Origin of the sequence: Streptomyces sp. NPDC060049, from assembly GCF_042736715.1 — a bacterium.
Classification (GTDB): domain Bacteria; phylum Actinomycetota; class Actinomycetes; order Streptomycetales; family Streptomycetaceae; genus Streptomyces.
On the sequence record NZ_JBHWVV010000029.1, the window covers coordinates 16,000 to 33,513 of the forward strand.

Consider the following 17,514-nt stretch of genomic DNA (forward strand, 5'->3'; position numbering starts at 1 on the left):
CCGAACGCTTCGTAGGATCCACCAGAAGGCAGGAACACGATGGGCACCGCGCGACGGGTACCGCAACGGCACGACGTGCGCGGCGGGGAGCTCTCCGCCGACGAGGCGTGGACCGCGCTGCGCCGCTACGGCGGCTGGAGCCTGGCGCGCGACTCCTTCGTGCGCTTCCGCTACGCCGACGGTTTCAGCCACGCCCGCGCGCTCGCCCTGCAGACGGTCCTGTCCATCGTCCCGCTGGCCATCGCCGCCGTCGGCCTGTCCGGCGTCCTGCACACCGAGGACGTGGGTCGCGTGGCCGAGCTCACCATCCGCGGGCTCACCAGCGGCCCCGGCCAGGCCGTCGTGGACGACGCCCTGAGCGAGAGCAGACGCCACGCCGGCGACGGCGGCCAGGCCGCCCTGTGGCTCGGCCTGCTGTTCGCCCTCGTCAACGTCATCACCGGCCTCTGCCAGGTCGAACGGGGCGCCAACCGCATCTACGGCAACGAACGCGACCGGCCCTTCCTCGCCAAGTACACCCGCGGCCTGGTGATGGCGGCCCTCGCGGGATTCCCGCTGGGACTCAGCTTCACCCTCACCGTGCTGGGCACCCACCTGACCCGCGCGCTGGCCGAGGTGTACCAACTCTCCGCCACTACCGTACGGACCTGGGAAATCCTGCGCTGGCCCGTCGGAGTGCTGTTCGCCGTCCTCGCCACGAGCGCGATCTTCCGGCTCTCCCCGCGCAGGCGCCAACCCGGCTACACCTGGCTGGCCTTCGGGGCCGTCGTCCACCTGGTGCTGTGGAACCTCGCGACCTGGGGACTGAGCCTGTACATCGGCGAGAGCAGCTCGTTCACCAGCGTCTACGGGCCGCTCAGCGCGATCGTGTCGCTGCTGCTCTGGTCCTACCTCACCTCGATGGCGCTCTTCCTGGGCCTATCGTTCGCCGCGCAACTGGAGGCCGTGAGGGCCGGAGTGAGGGAGCCGGTCACGGACGACCCCGGCGTCTGACCGCCCGGCCCGGGCTCCTCGGCCCCGGCGGCCCGGTGCCCGACACCGCACACGAAGGGAAAACGCACCATGGCACGGCCCACGCAAGGCCATCGGCACCCTCCGGAAGGTCCGCGGGGCCGCCTACGGTGCCTGCTGCCGCGGCACTTCGGACCCGACGCCACCTTCGGCGCGAGACTCGTGCTCGCCGCGGGCGCGACGGCCGTGACATCCGTGCCCTTCGCCCTCGCCCTCGTCCTCGTGGAGTCCCAGTGGGCTCCGCTGCGGCACCTGGACCGGACCGCGGCCGACAGCCTCCACAGCACCGCGCTCGCCCACCCGGACTGGGTGCGCTTCCTCGACGTCCTCTCGAGCTTCGTGTGGGATCCGGTGACCATGCGCCTCCTGGTGGCCGTGCTCGTGGCCTGGCTCGCGAGCCGTCGCGCCTGGCGCCTGGCGGCCTGGGCCTGCGCCACGGCGGTCGCGGGCGGACTGATCGGGCTCCTGGCCAAGAGCGCGGTCGAGCGGGCGCGCCCCCATCTGCCGGACCCCGTGGCCCACGCGCCCGGCTTCTCCTTCCCCTCAGGCCACGCGATGACGGCGACCACCTCGTGCGCCGTCCTGCTGCTGGTCCTGCTGCCCGTGGTGCCGCGGGCGTGGCGCCCGCTGCCGTGGGCGCTCGCGCTCGTCACGGTGGTGGGTGTCGGCTACACCCGGGTCGCCTTGGGGGTCCACTGGGTCAGCGACGTCGTGGGCGGCTGGCTGCTGGGCCTCGCGGTGGTCACCGCGACGACGCTGGCCTTCGAGGCCTGGCGGGCCGACACCGGACGGCGCCGCACGACGGTGAGCGAGGGCCTCGAACCGGAACTCACCGAACCCGAGCCCGAAGCGCCTCCGGCCGGCGCCGGGGAAGCGGCGGATCCCCGGGCGCGCGGCCGGACCGGCTCCGGGGGAGGGGCATGAGCCCCGCAGGCGGGTCCCGCCCCGAGCACGGCCCCCCGGCCTCGAACCCGGCCGTTTCCCGTTGCCCGTCGGCCAGGTACCGGTGAAATCGAGCCGATGGCGGCGGCATCGCGTCCCGGCGGGGGAGGACCGCCGCATCAGGGGCAGGCGCGTCCAGGGCCTCGCGGGGCGCGGTCGCGGCCGAAGGGCCGGTGCGCCCTCCTCGCGGGCAAAGACCCGACGTACGACTTCCGACTTCCGAAGGAGAAACGTCATGCTGATCACCGTCAGTCGCTCGGGGGGCTTCGCCGGCGTGGACAAGGTGCAGAAGATCGACACCTCCGCGCGGCGGGACGCCGAACAGTGGGAGGACCTCGCGCGGCGCGTCCTGCCGCCGGTCGCGGACGGCTACCACTACCGGATCACGGTCGACGACCACGTACTCGAACTCGACGAGACGAACCTGACCGGTGCCCAGCGGGAACTGGTCCGCGCGGTCCTCGGCGAAGGAGGCTGACCCCCCGGACCGCCGCGCGACGAGGCCACCACCGGCCACGCCGGGTGGTCGCGGGGGCCCTGCCCGACGGCGCACGGGCGTCCACGGGCCCTCCGTGGAAAATGTGCTCCGGGACCGTTTGAGTCGCCGGAGAACGGCCATACGAGTGACGTGGGGATCCGCGACGGTGAGCGGCGCGGGGTCCCCCAGCGGCCCCGAGCCGCGTGGTGGCATCCCCCCGCCATCACGCGGCCGGGACTCGCGGCACGCCCTTGGCGGCCGGGTACGGGAAGGTCACGCGGACGGGACCCCATCTGCCGCTGCCGCTCTCAGCAGCGGCGGCGGTCCTGCGTGAGCGTCCCCTGCACGGTCGCCACCGTGCGGTCGTAGCACCCGCCCGGCACCCCGCGGTAGCGGGCGGAGGTCGTGGCGACCGCGTGCCGCTGGTCGCGCGGGACGTTCGCCGTGTAGCTCGCGTCACCCCCCAAACGCCCTCACTCGCGAACCCGCAGGTCGGACCCCCAGACCGGGGGCACCCGTGGGGTTCCTCTGGTACGTCACCCCCGGCCCCCGCGCCTTCGACGTCCAGCCGATCCGCTACGACCTCACCCCGTACGCCGCCCTCCTCAACGACGGGCGGCCCCACAGCATCGAGGTCGCCGTCGCCGGCGTACCGGCAGGGCAGACCGGCTGGAGCACCCGCGCCAATCTGCTGCTCTGGCAGGACGCGGCCCGAGAGGTCGTCACCGGCTCCCTCACCCGCCACGAGCAGAGCGATCCGGCCGACTCCTCGCACTGGACGCCCGCCGCACCCGGCGCCGAACACCGACTGGACACCGAGGGCGGCCACCGGCTGAGTGTCGCGGGATACCTCGACACCTCGCACGGTCGGGTCACCACCACCGTCACCCGCGCCGTGCACAACACCTCCGTCCACCGCTGGACCGAAGAGGAGGACCGTGACGGACTGACCGCCACCTGGACCGACGAGGAGAACGTGACCGCCCGGGACTTGGAACTCCCGACGTTTCCGCAGGTGGCCCGGGGTTTCCCGGCAGTGAGGTGGGGCTCATGTGCCCCAGCCTGCCCGATACCCGACGAGGCGTCAGTTTCTCGGGATCTGCGTCTGTGGGTGTTCCCGCGCCCGCAGCCGCGCTGTCCCCGGTTGCCCGGACGCAAGAAGTCCGACCACCCCCGAAACAGGGCGTGCCCGCCATCACGGGCCGCGGTCGGACCTTCTTTGCGATGAGTGACCCCACCAGGCACCTCTCACCCTTCCCCGGGTTTGAAGTGCTGCCTGCGCCGAGTCTCACCTCCTGCGGGACCGCCCACCGGAGCACGACCTCCCGTGGAGTTGAGCTCTCAGACCGCTATGCCGCCATCGTCGGGGACCAGTGCAGGGACGGAGAGCGGACTGGCCGCCAGTCCGGTGGCCAGTCCGTCGCAGTTCCGGTCGACCCGTCTCTGCCCCTCGGGTCAGTCAGCGATGTCGACGCCGTATCCGCGTGCCATGACGGCGAGGTCGTGGTCGTAGCCCTGGCCGACGGCTCGGAAGCGCCAGACCGGGCCTCGTCGGTAGAGCTCGGCGAGGATCATCGTCCCTTCCGTGGTGGCGGCGTCCAGGGTCGCCTGTGCCAGGCGCGTGGCGTCGGCTCCCGGTGCCAAGGTGATCTGGACCGGCCCGATATCGCCGAAGGTCGCGGCGCCGTCCATGGCGGCGGCTACGACCACCTTCCGGGCCACCGGCGGCATGGCGGCGAGATCGATGGCGATGGTCTGCTCAGTGGGCCCGTCGCTGAGGAGCTTGACCGCGCCGTCGGGACTCTCCGGAGCGCCCCAGAAGAGGAAGTCCTCGTCGCGCGCTACTTGTTCGTCGCCGTCGGTGATGAATGCGACGAGGTCGATTTCGCAGCTCGTCTGCTGCGCCCAGGTGGCCGACACGTTCCACTGGGCCGGCGGGGTGCCGTTGGTGCTGGGGAGGTCGACGACACCGCCCCGCGGTAGCACTCGGGGCATCGAAGCCACGTGGGTCTCGGATGTGGCTGGTGCCGCGCCTGTAGGGGCGGTCAGCCAGGGGGCTTGGTGGACGGGCAGGCGCAGTGAAGTGATCCGAGGCATGCGCCGGTCCTGCTCGCCGTCGGCGAGCAGGACGACGTCGGTGACACTGGCGGAGAGGTTGACGGCAGCGGCTCCGCCCAGAGCCACGACACGCGTCCTGGCCTCGGAGGCGTCGTGGTGCGTACCACCCAGGAGCAGGACCCGCCGTCCGGTCAGCCAACGGCCCTGAGGGGCGGGACCGTCTTGACCTGGGGCCGAAGACTCCGGATCGATCTGGGCCGGAACGGAGTTGGGTGCGGAGGCGGAGGCGGAGGCGGCGGCCGGCCGGGTGGCCGCGCCTTCGGCGTCGTGGGGGAGGCCCGGCCGTACATCGTTCAGCAGGGTGAGGAAGGCCTTCTCGTCGAGGAGCGGGACGCCCGCCTCGACTGCTCGTCGTGCCTTCACGGACGCGGACACCTGATCGTTGGTCACGAGCGCGCTCGTGGGGCGCCTCCCGGTTGATGCGTCGGCTCGGTTTCTCCCCGCAGGTGCCCGCGCGGCGGGTCGCCGAACGCGGCGAGCAGGCTGTGACCGTGTGGAAGGAGGCGACCTGGGCGGAGGTAAAAAACCCCGGGCGGCCTGCGGGGGCTACATCTGCTTCGAGGATGAAGCCGACTTCACCCGACGGCCGCCGCGGGGACGGACCTGGGGCCGGCGAGGACGCACCCCGGTCGTGACCGTCAGTGGACGGCGCTCGGGACGGCTCTCGGTGGCCGGCCTGATCGCGATGCGACCAGGCTTCCGGACCCGGCTCTGCCACCGTCTGCGAACTCATCCCGCGGGCAAAGGCAAGCGTCGCAGCATGGGCGAGCGGGACTTCATCGCTCTGATCGACGGCGTCCACCAACTCGTCAGGGCACCGATCGTGCTGGTCTGGGACCGGCTCAACACCCATGCTTCGCGCAGGATGCGGGACCTCGTGGCCGAGCGTGAGTGTCTGACGGTGTTCCTGCTGCCCGCCTACTCACCCGACGTGAACCCCGTCGAGCGGGTATGGGCCCACGTCAAACGCAGCCTGGCCAACCTCACCGTCATAGCACTCGACCGACTCGAAACCCTCGTCCGCAACCGCCTCAAACGCCTCCAGTACCGACCCCACACCATCGACGGCTTCATAGCCGGCACCGGCCTGACCCTCGATACACCCGCATCACACTGACAAGCCGAAGTCGGTAGGCAGTTCAACCGCGACAACCAGGTCAATGACCATGCCCACCAGAACTCTGTTCCGCCGACGGGACAGAGGAGACCTACACCTACTTCGACGGTGTCATCCGGGCGGTACACGCCGACGGAACCCGCTGCCCCCGCACCGGCAAAGGCTGCCACACCCAGCGCCCGCCAGACCCACGCCGTCCGGGACGCACGGAGTACGTGGCGACCTGCCGCCGCTGCAAGTGGGAGAGCTAGTGTCTTTCGTACGCCAAGCCGCGGGCGGAATCGATGGCGCATGCCCGGGAGTGCGACGACCCCCAGCCGTACAGGATGACCGCACAGGACGTCGACGCATACGTCAGGATGCGGTGCGATCCCCACATGACGGCTGACCTCGGCGGACCGCTGCCACGCGAGGGCATGGCGGAGAAGGTCCGGCGAGACGTCCGCAGAGCGGCGGCGGACCGCGACTGGATTAAGATGATCAGGCCTGATCCAGCCACGCCCGAAGTCGTGGCGGGAACAGTAACCCTGTGGTCCCACGAAGCCGAGGACGGGTGCCGGTCGCACCCCGAACCTGCGCCTGTTCGCGCTGTACGCCGACGTGCTGGACACATGACGAGCTCGGCCGCCAGGGAGCGCTCGGTCCCGGGCGGGCCAGGGCAGCAGAGGGACCGGTTCCGTGGCGGGAGTTCGTTCAGAAGGGGATTGCTCGTGACTGAGGTGTATGACGGCCCGGAGCAGTGCGTGGACAGGTCGCCGTTCGTCGGGAGGACCGCAGAGCTCGGTCGGCTCTACTCGGTGCTGGAGCGGCTGGGGGAGGGCGGTCCGGCGGTGGTCGATGTCACGGGTGAGGCCGGTATCGGCAAGAGCCGGCTGCTGGCGGAGTTCTGCGCGCGGGCCCGCCGCCGTGGGGTGACCGTGCTGCGTGGCCGGGCTACGGAGTACGAGCGGCACAGCCCCTTCCGGCCGTTCGCCGATGCCTTCGCCGACCTGGATGAGCGAGCCCTGCGGGCTTTTCCGGTACTGGCCGAGCTCTCCCCGGCCCTGCGAGGCGTGATGGAAGGGCCGGGCGGGCCGGATGCCGGTGACCGGTTCGGCCTGTACCAGGCGACGGCGGCCGTGCTGGGCCGTCTCGGCGGCGCGGGGCTGGTGGTGGTGCTGGACGACTTGCACTGGGCGGACCCGGCGTCGCTGGAGCTTGTGGACCATCTGGTTCGGCACCCGGCCCCGGCGCCGTTACTCTTCGTCATTTCACGCCGTAACCGTCAGGCGTCACCCTCGCTCGCCACCGCGCTGGCCCGTGGCATGGACACCGGGACGGTGCTGCGGCTCGCTCTGGGGCCGCTCGGCGAACGCGACTGCGTCGATGGACTGGCCTCTGACCTGCCCGGGCAGCAGGCAGCCGAGCTCTACTCGGCGAGCGAGGGCAACCCGCTGTACTTCCTCGCTCTCCTCCAGGCGCATCGCGGAGCCCGGATGCCTCGGACGCACTGCGCATCGCAGGCATCTGTCGCGTTCGGCGGACCGGATGGCCTGCCTGCCGATCTCAAAGCGCTGCTGCTCGACGAACTCTCGCCGCTGAGCCCACTGGAGCGCCGGACCGTCGAGGCGGCAGCCGTCCTTGGCGACCACACCACTCCCGAGCTGATCAGCGCGCTCACCGGTTTCGAGGTCGGCGACATCGTCGCGGCCCTGCGCGAGGTGATGCGGCGCGACCTGGTGCGGCCGGGGCAGGGGGGAGGCGGGCTGGTGCTGCGTCACCCGCTGATCCGGGCGCTGGTCCACGAGAGCATCGACCCGTGGCGGCGCCAGGAGTTCCACCGCCGGACGGCGGCGGAGCTGGAACGGGCCGGTGCGTCCGCCGTCGAGCGGGCACACCACCTCGAACAGTCGCTGACCCGCTGGGACCCGCAGGCGGCCGCCGTGCTGATCACCGCCGCCCAGCAGACCGCCGCGACCGCTCCGGCGATCTCCGCCTACTGGCTGCAGGTCGTGCTGCGACTCCTGCCGGACACCCCGAAACAGAGGTCCAGGCGCCGCGAACTGATGCTGCTGCGCGCCCAGGCGCTCGGCGAGACCGGTGAACTCGGAGAAAGCCGGAACCTGCTGCATCAGGTGCTGGACCTCCCAGGTCCGGACACCGACGCCGTCCGCACGTCCGCCGTGGCGCTCTGCGCCCTGATGGAGTGCCGACTCGGACGCTACCCGGAGAGCGACGCGCTGCTGCGCCGCGAACTCGCCCGGGCGCCGGGACGCCCGGTGGCCCAGACGGTCGAACTGCGCCTGCAACTGGTCTACTGCGCTTTGGCCGCCGCCCGCTTTCCCGAGGTGCGCGCGGAGATCAGCCAGGCTCTGGCGACGGCACGTTCCCTCGGCGACGACACCCGCGAGATGCGAGCCCTGGCGCTGGCCGCCATGGGCGAGGCGTACGAGGGCGGCATGGCCGCGGCCCGCACGTTCGCCGAACCCGCGGCCCGACTGGCGGACGCGATGACCGACAACGACCTCGCGGGCCTGTGCGAATCCCTGTCCAGGCTGGCCTGGACGGAAGTGTTTCTGGAGAACTACACCAACGCGGAACGGCACGCCGACCGGGGACTGGAGATCGCCCGGCGCACCGGTCAGCTCTACCTGTTGCCACAGTTGTTGCTGTGCAAGGCCCACGTCCACCTCAACACCTGCCGGGTCACGACCGCGTTGGAACTGGCCGACGAGGCCGAGCCCATCACACGGGCCCTGGGCAGCAGCGAACTGCTCGCCTTCACCTTGGCGTTCAGATCCCAGATCCTGCTGCAGGCGCGCCCTCCGGGCGATCGGGACGCATTGGCCGTCGCCGAGGAAGCCGTGGCCGCGGCCGGAACGAGCGACAGCTGGTGGGCATCACTGGCCTGGTCCATGCTCGCCCAGGCCGCGTATCTCGCCGGTGATCCGCAGCGGGTACGGAAAGTCCTGCTGCACGCGGGCGTTTGCGGAAGGGACCTGCGTCGGCTCCAGCCCTCGGTACGGTGCTACTTCCTGGAACTGCTCACCGCCGCCGCCCTCGCCACCGGCGACGTGGAAGAAGCCGAACACTGGGCTGAGCGCGCCCACGAGGAAGCCGAACGGCTCGGCCTTCCGGCCCAGCGCGGAGCAGCGTCGCGCAGCCACGCCCAGATCGCGGCACACCGAGATGACAAGGCCATGGCGGCCCGGCTGTTCGCCGAAGCCGCGGCGCACAGCGCCCGGTCCGGGGCGGCGCTCCGGGAGGCGCAATCCCTGTTGCTCGGTGCTCCCTTCATGAAGGCCTCCGGAGACGGCCCGCGCGCGGCCGCCATGTGGCACCGGGGCTCCCACCTGGCCTCGGCGGGCGGAGCACGATTGTTGGCCGGCCTGGCAGAACTGGTACGCCCGGCGGTGTTCGAGGGCCCGACCGCACTGGCGGCACCGGTCGACGTGCTGGCCACGTTGACCCCGCGCGAGCGGGAGATCGCCGAGCTGGTCGCCAAAGGCCTCACCAGCCAGGCGATCGCCAGCGAGCTCTACCTCAGCCGGCGCACGGTCGAGAGCCACCTCGCCCGGATCTACCGCAAGACGGCAGTGTCGTCCCGCGCCGCGCTGGCATCCCTGACGGCCCGCGGCAGGCGGTCGGACAACACGCCGGTTCAGCCAACCGCCTGATTGCGTATGCATGTTGCGTAGTACTACCGATGTACCCGGCAACCGGGGTCGGGAGACTTCTGGATGTCCGCATCCGTGGCGATGCGGTGCCCTCTACTCGGAAAGAGCACTCCTCATGCGCGTTCCGTTGCGATTGTCCAGGTGCACGGCCGCCTGTCTGGTGGGCAGGGTCCGAGAGGTGTCCGTCAGAGCAGGCGCGCCCAGGTGAGCAGCAGAAGGGGCTACATGGCTTCCATGCCGCGTCCGGTGGCCCCGCCGGCAGACCGGGAGCGGGAGTCGCAACGTCTGCGGAGCGCGGTCCAGGCCTGTGTCGAGGGCCGGTCGACGGTCGTCGAAGTCACCGGCGACCCCGGACTGGGCAAGACCAGGCTCCTGGCGGAACTTGCCGCGCGAGCACGGGAGAGCGGGCTGGCCGTGCTGTCCGGCCGGGCCTCGGAATACGAGCGGGACTACCCCTTCGGGGTCGTGGCCGAGGCGTTGCGTTCCCGTCTCGAAGCCCCGGAGCGGCTCGCCGAGGCGGCTGTGGACGACCGGACGCGGGAATTGCTGGAGTTGGCGTTCGCCCATCCCTCGAAACGCGACCCCTCCTGCGGCTCGGTGCCGCCTGTCGTCGAACGGTTCCGGCTGTTCGGCGCGGTGGCCCGGCTGCTGGAGGGCACAAGCCGGGCCGGGGGTGTTCTCCTGTGCCTCGACGATCTTCACTGGGCCGACGAGGGCTCGCTGGAGCTGCTGCGCCATCTGCTGCGGTATCCTCCTCAGGTCCCCGTGATCCTGGCCTGTGCCTACCGGCCGCGCCAGGCACGGCCGAGGCTGCTGACGTGCCTGTCGCAGACCGCTGACGGCTACCGCGCCGAACGACTGCGGCTCACACCGCTCGACCGGAGGGCGGCAGACGAACTGCTCGGCACGTCAATGCCACAGCAACGGCGAGCCGCGCTGTACGCCGCCAGCGGCGGCAACCCCCTCTACCTGGAAGTACTCGCCCGGTTGACGGTGCGGCCCCAGGAAGGGGACGCGGCGCGCTTCGCCGACCTGCCGCGCTCGCTGCGGGCCGCGCTGGTGAGGGAAGTGGCCCTGCTCACGCCACCACAGCTCACCGTGCTCAGGGCGGCCGCCGTACTCGGCGACCCGTTCCAGCCGGCGCTGCTCGCGACGGTCGCGGACCTGCCGCCGGTGACGGCTCTGGCGGCACTGGACACCCTTGCCCGGATGGACCTCGTCCGCCCCGGCGGATCAGGCCGGATGCTGGAGTTCCGGCACCCGCTCCTGCGGGAGGTGATATCCGGTGACTCGCCGCCGGGCTGGTGGCTGGCGGCACAGGGCAGAGCAGACCGGGCGCTGCGCGTCGCAGGGGCCGGCCCGGTGGAGCGGGCGCCCCACGTCGTGCGGTCGGCCGAGCCTGGCGACCTGGACGCGGTCCGGCTGCTGTGCGAGGCGTCCGAGCACGTCATGTACTCCGTCCCCGCGACCGCCGCGTCCTGGCTGCGGGCCGCGCTTCAGCTGCTGAAACCCACCGCCACATCGGGTGAGCCGAGGTTCGACGTACTGCTGGCGCTGGCGCGGGCCCTGGGGCTCACCGGCGATCTCGCCGGCTTCCGGGAGGCACTCGGTGAGGCGATGGAGCTGCTGCCGTCCGGCCGGCGCGGGCGACGGGTGGAAGTGGTCGTCCTGCAGGCGCAGATGGAACGCATCCTGGGCAGTGTCGGCGAGGCCCGCGCCGTGCTGGAGGCGGAGCTGTCGGCGTGGCCCGAGACCAGTGCCGTCGCCAACCCCCTGCGGCTGGAGCTGGCCACCGTACGGATGATCCAGCGCGCGTACGACGAGTCTGCCGCGCACCTGGACACGGCGTCACACCACGCTGCGCGCACCGGTGACCGCGGGACTCGCACCGCCGCAGCCGCGTGCCGGGCCCTGGGCGCGGCCTACGGCGGCGAGACCGTGGCTCTGTTGGCGCATGCCACCCGGGCCGCGACGGCTGTGGACGCGATGGAGGACGAGGAACTGACCGCTCTCCTCGACCCGCTGAGCCAGCTCGGCTGGGCCGAACTGCTCGCCGGGCGCTACGACGACAGCGTCCGCCACATCGGCCGCGGTGTCCGGATCGCCCGGCGTACCGGGCAGAGCCATGTCCTGCCGTACCTCCTGCTCGGTCACACGTGGGCGGTCCGTGAGGTGGGCCAACTCACGGAGGCGGTCGAATCGGCGGAGGCAGCCGAGGAGATGGCGCACCTGCTGGGGAAGCCCGACCTGGTCGGCTACGCGGTGGGGTTGCGCGCGAAAGCGATCATGCTGCGGGACGATCCGGCGTCCGCCGCACCGCTCGCCGAGCGCGCCCTGCGGACCGTCCGGGCCCGCGGCCGTCTGTGGGCGCTGACCGCCGGAGTGCTCGCCACCATACGTTTCGAGCAGGGGCGGCTGGACGACTGCGTCACGCTGATGCAGGACGTCGTGGACCGGCCCCTGCACTGCGGGCCGACGCACTCCGTGAAGGCGGGTTGGTACAGCACCGCCGCACAGGCCGAGGCCGCGCGCGGCCGATCGGCGGCCGCGCACGCCTGGGCGCAACGAGCCGAGGAAGCAGCCGGGGCCGTGGGGCTGCGAGGGCAGCTGGGACACGCGGCGGTCGCCCGGGCGTGCGCCCTGGGTACGGGCGGCGTGGATGCCGCCGTGGAGCTCCTCGTCTCCGCGTCGGCGGACTTCCACTCCACCGGACAGGTCCTGGAAGAGGTCCGGGTCAGGCTGTCGCTCACCCATGTGCTGTCCCTGGCGGGAAGCCTGGACGAAGCGGTGGAGAACGCCGGGCGTGCCAAGCAGACCGCGGCGCAGTACGGCGCCCGTCACCTGTACACGCAGGCGGTCAACGCCCAGCGACGGATCGGTGCGCTGGGCCCGCGCGCGCGGGCCGCTGCGACCTCCGTGCTCTCGCGGCGGGAGCGCGCGGTCGCCGAGATGGCTGGCCGGGGCCTGTCGAACCGGGACATCGCGGAGCTGATGTTCGTGTCGGTCAAGACGGTCGAGGCCCACCTGACCCGTGCCTTCCGCAAACTCGAGGTCGGCAACAGGTGGGCACTGTCCCAGGTCTTCGGCACCGCGGGCGCCGCTCAGGACGGACCGACAGCAGCTACGCCCGCGTCCAGTCAGAGCGGGCCACGACCAGCGGCGGTCACTTCGGCCACACCTACGCCAAAGGCTTCCACCAGAACACGGGGCTCGGCAACGTTTCCGTCCGGCACGAGCTGAACGAGTCGCCCCCCGCTGGAGTCGAGGTCATTTCTGAGGCCGTCATGGTGGCGGTCCGCTCTCCGGGGCGCCCATTCATGGCGGGCACACCCATACCCGACCCCCTTCCCCGACGTCTGGCGTGCGGCCATCCACCCATCGACGCACGGAGGTCGTTCATGGCCCTGCCCAGGACAACACCGCCACGCAGGCGGACTCGCTCGCCGCACTGGCCCTGGGCGCATCGCCGGCCCTGCTGCTGGAGAACCACCCCGAGTTGTACGACGGAGGAGTCGACGGGGAAGGGACGCTGTGGAGCGCGGCGGGCCCGAACCTGTTCACCTTCCTGCCGCCCGCCCTGCGCCACTCCCCGGTCTACGCGGGGGCGGGCCCGCCGCCGACCACGCGCGTGACGCGATGCACCGTGCGGGCTTCCCCGCCGGCACGGAGTTCCTGTGGCCGTTCCACCACCAGGTCTACTGGGACCTCACCCAGCGCATCTACCGCGAGGAGCTCGATCCCGGCTTCGACGGCCCGGCAGAAGCCGGCACGCCCTTCTGCGCACCGGGTACGCCTGCCTGCGACACCGACTACGACTACGCCGCCCGCCCCGCCGAAGTCCGCCGGGACGTGCAGCGCATCGCGCTGACCGGCCGTATCGGCAAGCCTCCGACGTCTACGCCCGCACGGTCCAGGCAGCGGGGCGCGGCAGCTTGTACCGCTACTACCGCATCGAGGACGGCACCCACACTGACGCCCTCGTCGACAGCTTCCCCGACCACCTCCGCCCTCTCCTGCCGTGCCGCCGCTCGGCCTTCACCGCCCCGGAGGGCCGGCTCACCGGCCACCGCCCGCCCGCGAACCACACCGTGACCAGGTCCGAAGAAGCCGATCCCGCAGCCCTGCTCACCCGCTGCGGCCTCGTACGGCTCCTGCGGAGGGCGCCCGTACCAGCTCCAGCGGATCGGCGGTGATGCCGAAGCGCCGGCGCAGTACCTGCCTCGCGGCGTACAGCCCGCACATGCCGTGGACGGCTGGGCCCGGTGGGGTCGACGCCGAGCACAGGTACACCCCGGGGAGCGGGGTGGCGTACGGATCCCGGCCCGGAACCGGGCGCATCGCCGTCTGCCACAGGGACAGCGCACCTCCTGTGATGTCACCGCCGACGTAGTTGGGGTTGTGCTCCGCCAGTCCGGCGGCGGGGAGGACCTGGCGGGCGAGCACGAGGTCCCGGAATCCCGGCGCGAAACGTTCCAGCTGCGCGGTCACCGCTTCCCCCATGTCCAGGCGTGATCCGTGCGGAACGTGCGCGTAGGTATAGAGGGTGTGGCGGCCGGCCGGTGCACGCGTCGGGTCGACGACGCCGGGCTGGACGGCGAGCACGTAGGGACGCTCGGGGTGTCGGCCCGCGGCGACCTCGCGTTCGACGGCGACCGCCTCCTCGCGGGTGCCCACCAGGTGCAGCGTGCCCGCGAGCTCGCATCCGGACGCCTTCCACGGCACCGGTCCGGACAGCGCGAAGTCGACCTTGCACACGGCCGCGCCGTACCGGTATGCCTGCAGGCGGCGGGCGTACCGGCCGGGGAGCGCGTCCCCGGCGATGCGCAGCAGCCCGGCCGGGGTCAGGTCCAGCAGGACCGCGCGTGCCCGCGGCAGCTCGGAGAGGGACTCTATGTGCCGCCCGGTGACGATCCGCCCACCGCGGCGGCGCAGTTCGGCGGCCATCGCGTCCACGATGGTCTGGCTGCCGCCCAAGGGGATCGGCCAGCCCACCGCGTGTCCCAGGGCCGCCAGGACCAGCCCTACCCCCGCCGGCACGGGGGCGCGCGGTGGGGCTATGGCGTGCGCACTCACTCCGGTGAGCAGCGCGGGTGCGAGGGATCCGCCGAAGCGTGCCCCCCACAGGGGTGAGCCCTGCTCCGCGATGCGCAGGGCGAGACGGGCCGCCGTGACGAGGTCCGGCGGGGGGCTGCGCAGGTCCGACATGGCGGCGCCGGTCAGCCCCTGCCAGCGGTCCACCAGCGGTCCGAGGAGCGAACGCCAGGCCGGTCCGTCCCGTCCGAGCCCGTCGACCGTGCGCTCCAGGTCCCGCCAGGCGAGCCCCGCCCTGCCCCCGTCGAGCGGGTGGGCGTACGACACCGCGGGACTCAGCATCCGGACCCCGTGCGCCGCGAGGTCGAAGGCGCGGAAGAACGGCGAGGCCAGGCCCATGGGATGCGCGGCGGAGCACACATCGTGGCGGAAGCCGGGCAGAGTCAGCTCAGCGGTGCGGGCGCCGCCGCCGATGGTGGGCGCGGCCTCGTACACCATGACCTCCAGCCCGGCTCCAGCGAGGACGATGGCGGCGGCCAGGCCGTTGGGACCGGCGCCGACGACGACGGCGTCCACCTCCCCGTCGGACCCCTCCCAGGTCCGCCCCTCATACCGAGAGCTCACGCTCCCGCCGCCACGGTGCGGCCGTCCACGGAAGCAGCCCCCCCTGGGTCCCCGCCGTCGGAGCCGGCACCGGTACGCTCGAACGGCGAGAGGAACACGTAGTCCGGTTCGTGGGTCTGGTCATGCCCGGTGTGCCTGGCGATCAGGAACTGGAAGCCCTGCGGGGGCTCGTGGCCGGCGTGGGTGTCCCGCACGGTCAGCCCTACGAGGTCCCGCAGCACCCGGTACGCGGGGAACAACGTCAGATCCAGGTCCGGTTTGGACATCAGCGTGATCAGCTCGGAGCACACGTCGAAGAGCGCCTTCTCCCGGCGCCGTCGCGGGAACCACAGGAGCTGGGACCAGGCTCGCGGCGCGATCTGCGTGGTCTCTTCCCAGGGCGTCTGCGTGTCGTCCGCCGTCAGGACGCGGTGCAGGACGTGGAAGTCGTGCTGGGCGGGCTCGGGGGCGAAGAACTTCCAGTTCGGTATGAACAGTCCGCTCCTGTCATGGCTGCGTACGCGGTCGAATCCGCTGTGCGGATGCTGGCCCGCGGTGGTCGCACCGAGCCACACCGCGAGCCCGCCGAGTACCAGCAGGGTGAGAGCCCCGCGCGGCTCCGCCCGTACCGCACCGCTGTCAACTCGTACGGACATGGGAATCCCCCTTCTTCTCGGTCCTCGCAGCGTCCTCGCCGAGGTTCGCGACGAAGTCCGACACCAGCTTGACGACGTACTGGGCGGTGTCCCGGTCCGTGAGCACAGAGTCGTGGTCGGCGCCGTCGATGATGTGATGCGCGGCGTGCGGAGCCGCTTCGGCCAGCTCGGCGTGGAGCTCCGCCTGGACCGGGTCCTGGGCGGCTGTGTGTCCGGCCGTCATGACCAGCAGGGGGACACCGCAGTCCGGCACTGTCCCCTCGAAGGAATCGAACTCCTCCTGCACGGACCGCCATTCGCGGCGCCCTGCCACCCACATCCGCGAGTCGCGGTAGTGCGCCGTCAGCAGGATCCGTACCTCCTCCGGCAGTCGGTCGACCCAGCGGGGGTTGCTGAGCAGTCCACCCATGCCCAGCCTCAGCGAGGTGGCGACGGACGCGAGTGAGCCGCTGAACATCTCCTTGCCCTGTGCCTGGCGGGACGAGCGCTGCAGCGCGGCGGGATGGCTCGAGTCGAGCAGAGCGGCCCCCAGGAGCTGGTCCGGGAGCCGGCCGGCCGCCTTCAGTGCCAGGTAGCCGCCCAGTGAGTGGCCGGCCAGGACGACCGGGCGGTCACCTGCCGTGTGCCTCATCAGGTCGACGAGGTCGTCCACGGCGGTGTCGAGGCTGTACGCCTTGTCCTTGGGCCCGCTATAGGTGCTGCGGCCGTAGCCCGCCCGGTGGTAGGTCACGACGGTGAACTGCTCCGAGAGCCCCCGCACGATCCACTCCCAGTGCTCGGAGGTCGCGACGAGGCCGTTCTCAAGGATGACCACCGGTCGTGTGCCGTCGTCCGCCGCGGCGCTGTCCGGACCGGTGCGCCGGTACGAGAGCGTGTTGCCCGAACCGGCGGTGAACTCCTGCTCATCACCCCGGCCCCGCAGCACCCTGCGGCTCTGGCGGACCTTCTCCACTTGGAGGGCGCCCAGCGCGGCGGCCAGCAGCCCGAGCGCGAGCACCGGGAGGGCGTCGTCGCGCCGCTCCACCCGGCCGTCCGCCGCGGTGCGCTCACGCGGCCCGGCGGCGTACAGCACGGCCGGGTGCATGGAGACGAACGACCACAGGAACCGGCCGAGCCCCATCACCCGGGCGTTGGCGAGGTGAAAGACAGCCGCCGAGCCCAGCATCAGCGGCGCCGCCCGCCCCTTCGCGAGGAACACGGCCGGGAAGGCACACTCCAGGGCAAGCACACCGGCACACAGGGCGTGCGCGGCACGCGGGTGACGGCGCACCAGTTCCCAGGCGGTGCGGTCTCCGTAGGTCAGGGTCCGCATCACCCCGGGCAGTGCCCGGCCGCTGCGCCAGTTGGCACTGGTCATCTTGACCCAGCCGGACACGGCATAGGAAAGCGTCGACTGCAGGGCGACGAACCACAGACAGGCGTCCACGAGCTGCGGGTTCCGCTCGCCCGCCCGGGCGACCGTAGCGACGGACTGGACCAGGAAGGACACCTGGTCGGAACCGTCGGTCCCGTAGTGGTTGAGCGGGTACAGGACGAGGGAGGTACCCGACAGCACGGCGTTCGCCGCCACGCGTGCCGGGCGGGGCGACGGGGCCAGCAGCGTCGCCGCCGCGCCCACCCTGACGACATGCAGAGCGCGGGTGACGTGCGGACGGGCGGCCAGGTCGAGCACCTTGCGGAGCACCGGCGACCACGTCGAGAAGGAGGCCTCCCGGTTGACCTCCCAGTTGTTCAGCCCGCCGCGTCTGCGGTCCCGCTCCGTCGTCAGATACTCCAGGCTCGCCACGAGGTGCGTCGCCGCGCTCAGCCGCTCGCTGAGCGACAGGGCCGTGGCCCGGCTCACGGACGGCGGCGACAGGACGGCACGCATCAGCTTCGGCCATCGCGTCATGAGGGGAGTCC

General features: G+C 72.0%; 12 protein-coding genes and 2 pseudogenes. 9 read left to right on the plus strand and 5 right to left on the minus strand.

The window, feature by feature from the left end:
- Positions 1–39: 39 nt before the first annotated feature.
- The 3 genes from ACFWBY_RS35020 to ACFWBY_RS35030 all read left to right on the plus strand — a co-directional run bounded on the left by ACFWBY_RS35020 (position 40) and on the right by ACFWBY_RS35030 (position 2,431).
- Positions 40–993 carry a YihY/virulence factor BrkB family protein gene (locus tag ACFWBY_RS35020; RefSeq protein ID WP_385334978.1) on the plus strand — a complete coding sequence of 318 codons (954 nt, stop codon included), beginning with the start codon at positions 40–42 and terminating at the stop codon, positions 991–993.
- A 204-nt stretch (positions 994–1,197) separates the two neighbouring features.
- On the plus strand, positions 1,198–1,935 hold the full coding sequence (locus ACFWBY_RS35025; protein WP_385334976.1) for a phosphatase PAP2 family protein: 738 nt from the start codon (positions 1,198–1,200) through the stop codon (positions 1,933–1,935).
- 253 nt (positions 1,936–2,188) lie between these two features.
- On the plus strand, positions 2,189–2,431 hold the full coding sequence (locus tag ACFWBY_RS35030; RefSeq protein ID WP_385334974.1) for a protealysin inhibitor emfourin: 243 nt from the start codon (positions 2,189–2,191) through the stop codon (positions 2,429–2,431).
- A gap of 308 nt (positions 2,432–2,739) precedes the next feature.
- Here the strand turns inward: ACFWBY_RS35030 and ACFWBY_RS35035 are convergent, their stop codons facing one another.
- A complete protein-coding gene (locus ACFWBY_RS35035) occupies positions 2,740–2,898 on the minus strand; it encodes a hypothetical protein (protein WP_385335011.1) in 159 nt (52 codons plus the stop codon).
- 56 nt (positions 2,899–2,954) lie between these two features.
- Between ACFWBY_RS35035 and ACFWBY_RS35040 the strand changes: the two are divergent.
- Positions 2,955–3,413 (plus strand): annotated as a pseudogene (locus ACFWBY_RS35040) (peptide-N4-asparagine amidase); the annotation flags it as partial.
- Between the two features lie 473 nt (positions 3,414–3,886).
- On the opposite strand, the gene ACFWBY_RS35045 reads toward ACFWBY_RS35040, so the two are convergent.
- Complete coding sequence (locus ACFWBY_RS35045) at positions 3,887–4,939, minus strand: TerD family protein (RefSeq protein ID WP_385334972.1); 1,053 nt, start codon at positions 4,937–4,939, stop codon at positions 3,887–3,889.
- Here ACFWBY_RS35045 and ACFWBY_RS35050 point away from each other — a divergent pair.
- The 5 genes and pseudogenes from ACFWBY_RS35050 to ACFWBY_RS35070 form a co-directional block, all read left to right on the plus strand.
- Positions 4,903–5,184 (plus strand): winged helix-turn-helix domain-containing protein, encoded by a 282-nt coding sequence (locus tag ACFWBY_RS35050; protein WP_385334970.1) that lies wholly within the window; start codon positions 4,903–4,905, stop codon positions 5,182–5,184. The genes ACFWBY_RS35045 and ACFWBY_RS35050 overlap by 37 nt on opposite strands.
- Positions 5,100–5,666, plus strand: coding sequence for a transposase (locus ACFWBY_RS35055; RefSeq protein WP_385335008.1), 567 nt, complete (start codon positions 5,100–5,102; stop codon positions 5,664–5,666). Before ACFWBY_RS35050 ends, ACFWBY_RS35055 begins: the two co-directional genes overlap by 85 nt.
- 710 nt (positions 5,667–6,376) lie before the next feature.
- The gene (locus tag ACFWBY_RS35060; protein ID WP_385334968.1) at positions 6,377–9,322 is read left to right on the plus strand and encodes an AAA family ATPase; all 2,946 of its coding nucleotides are present in this window, start codon (positions 6,377–6,379) and stop codon (positions 9,320–9,322) included.
- A 225-nt stretch (positions 9,323–9,547) separates the two neighbouring features.
- Entirely contained in the window at positions 9,548–12,562 is a 3,015-nt protein-coding gene (locus tag ACFWBY_RS35065; protein ID WP_385334966.1) for an ATP-binding protein, read from the plus strand.
- 238 nt (positions 12,563–12,800) lie between these two features.
- Positions 12,801–13,515, plus strand: a pseudogene (locus ACFWBY_RS35070) (tannase/feruloyl esterase family alpha/beta hydrolase); the annotation flags it as partial.
- On the opposite strand, the gene ACFWBY_RS35075 reads toward ACFWBY_RS35070, so the two are convergent.
- The 3 genes from ACFWBY_RS35075 to ACFWBY_RS35085 are packed head-to-tail and all read right to left on the minus strand — an operon-like array spanning position 13,448 to position 17,503.
- Positions 13,448–14,977 carry a phytoene desaturase family protein gene (locus tag ACFWBY_RS35075; RefSeq protein WP_385334964.1) on the minus strand — a complete coding sequence of 510 codons (1,530 nt, stop codon included), beginning with the start codon at positions 14,975–14,977 and terminating at the stop codon, positions 13,448–13,450. The pseudogene ACFWBY_RS35070 and the gene ACFWBY_RS35075 overlap by 68 nt on opposite strands.
- On the minus strand, positions 14,974–15,612 hold the full coding sequence (locus ACFWBY_RS35080; RefSeq protein WP_385334962.1) for a hypothetical protein: 639 nt from the start codon (positions 15,610–15,612) through the stop codon (positions 14,974–14,976). The genes ACFWBY_RS35075 and ACFWBY_RS35080 overlap by 4 nt, the downstream gene beginning before the upstream one ends.
- Positions 15,596–17,503, minus strand: a complete 1,908-nt coding sequence (locus ACFWBY_RS35085; protein ID WP_385334960.1) for an alpha/beta fold hydrolase — start codon at positions 17,501–17,503, stop codon at positions 15,596–15,598. Before ACFWBY_RS35085 ends, ACFWBY_RS35080 begins: the two co-directional genes overlap by 17 nt.
- Between the last annotated feature and the right edge of the window lie 11 nt (positions 17,504–17,514).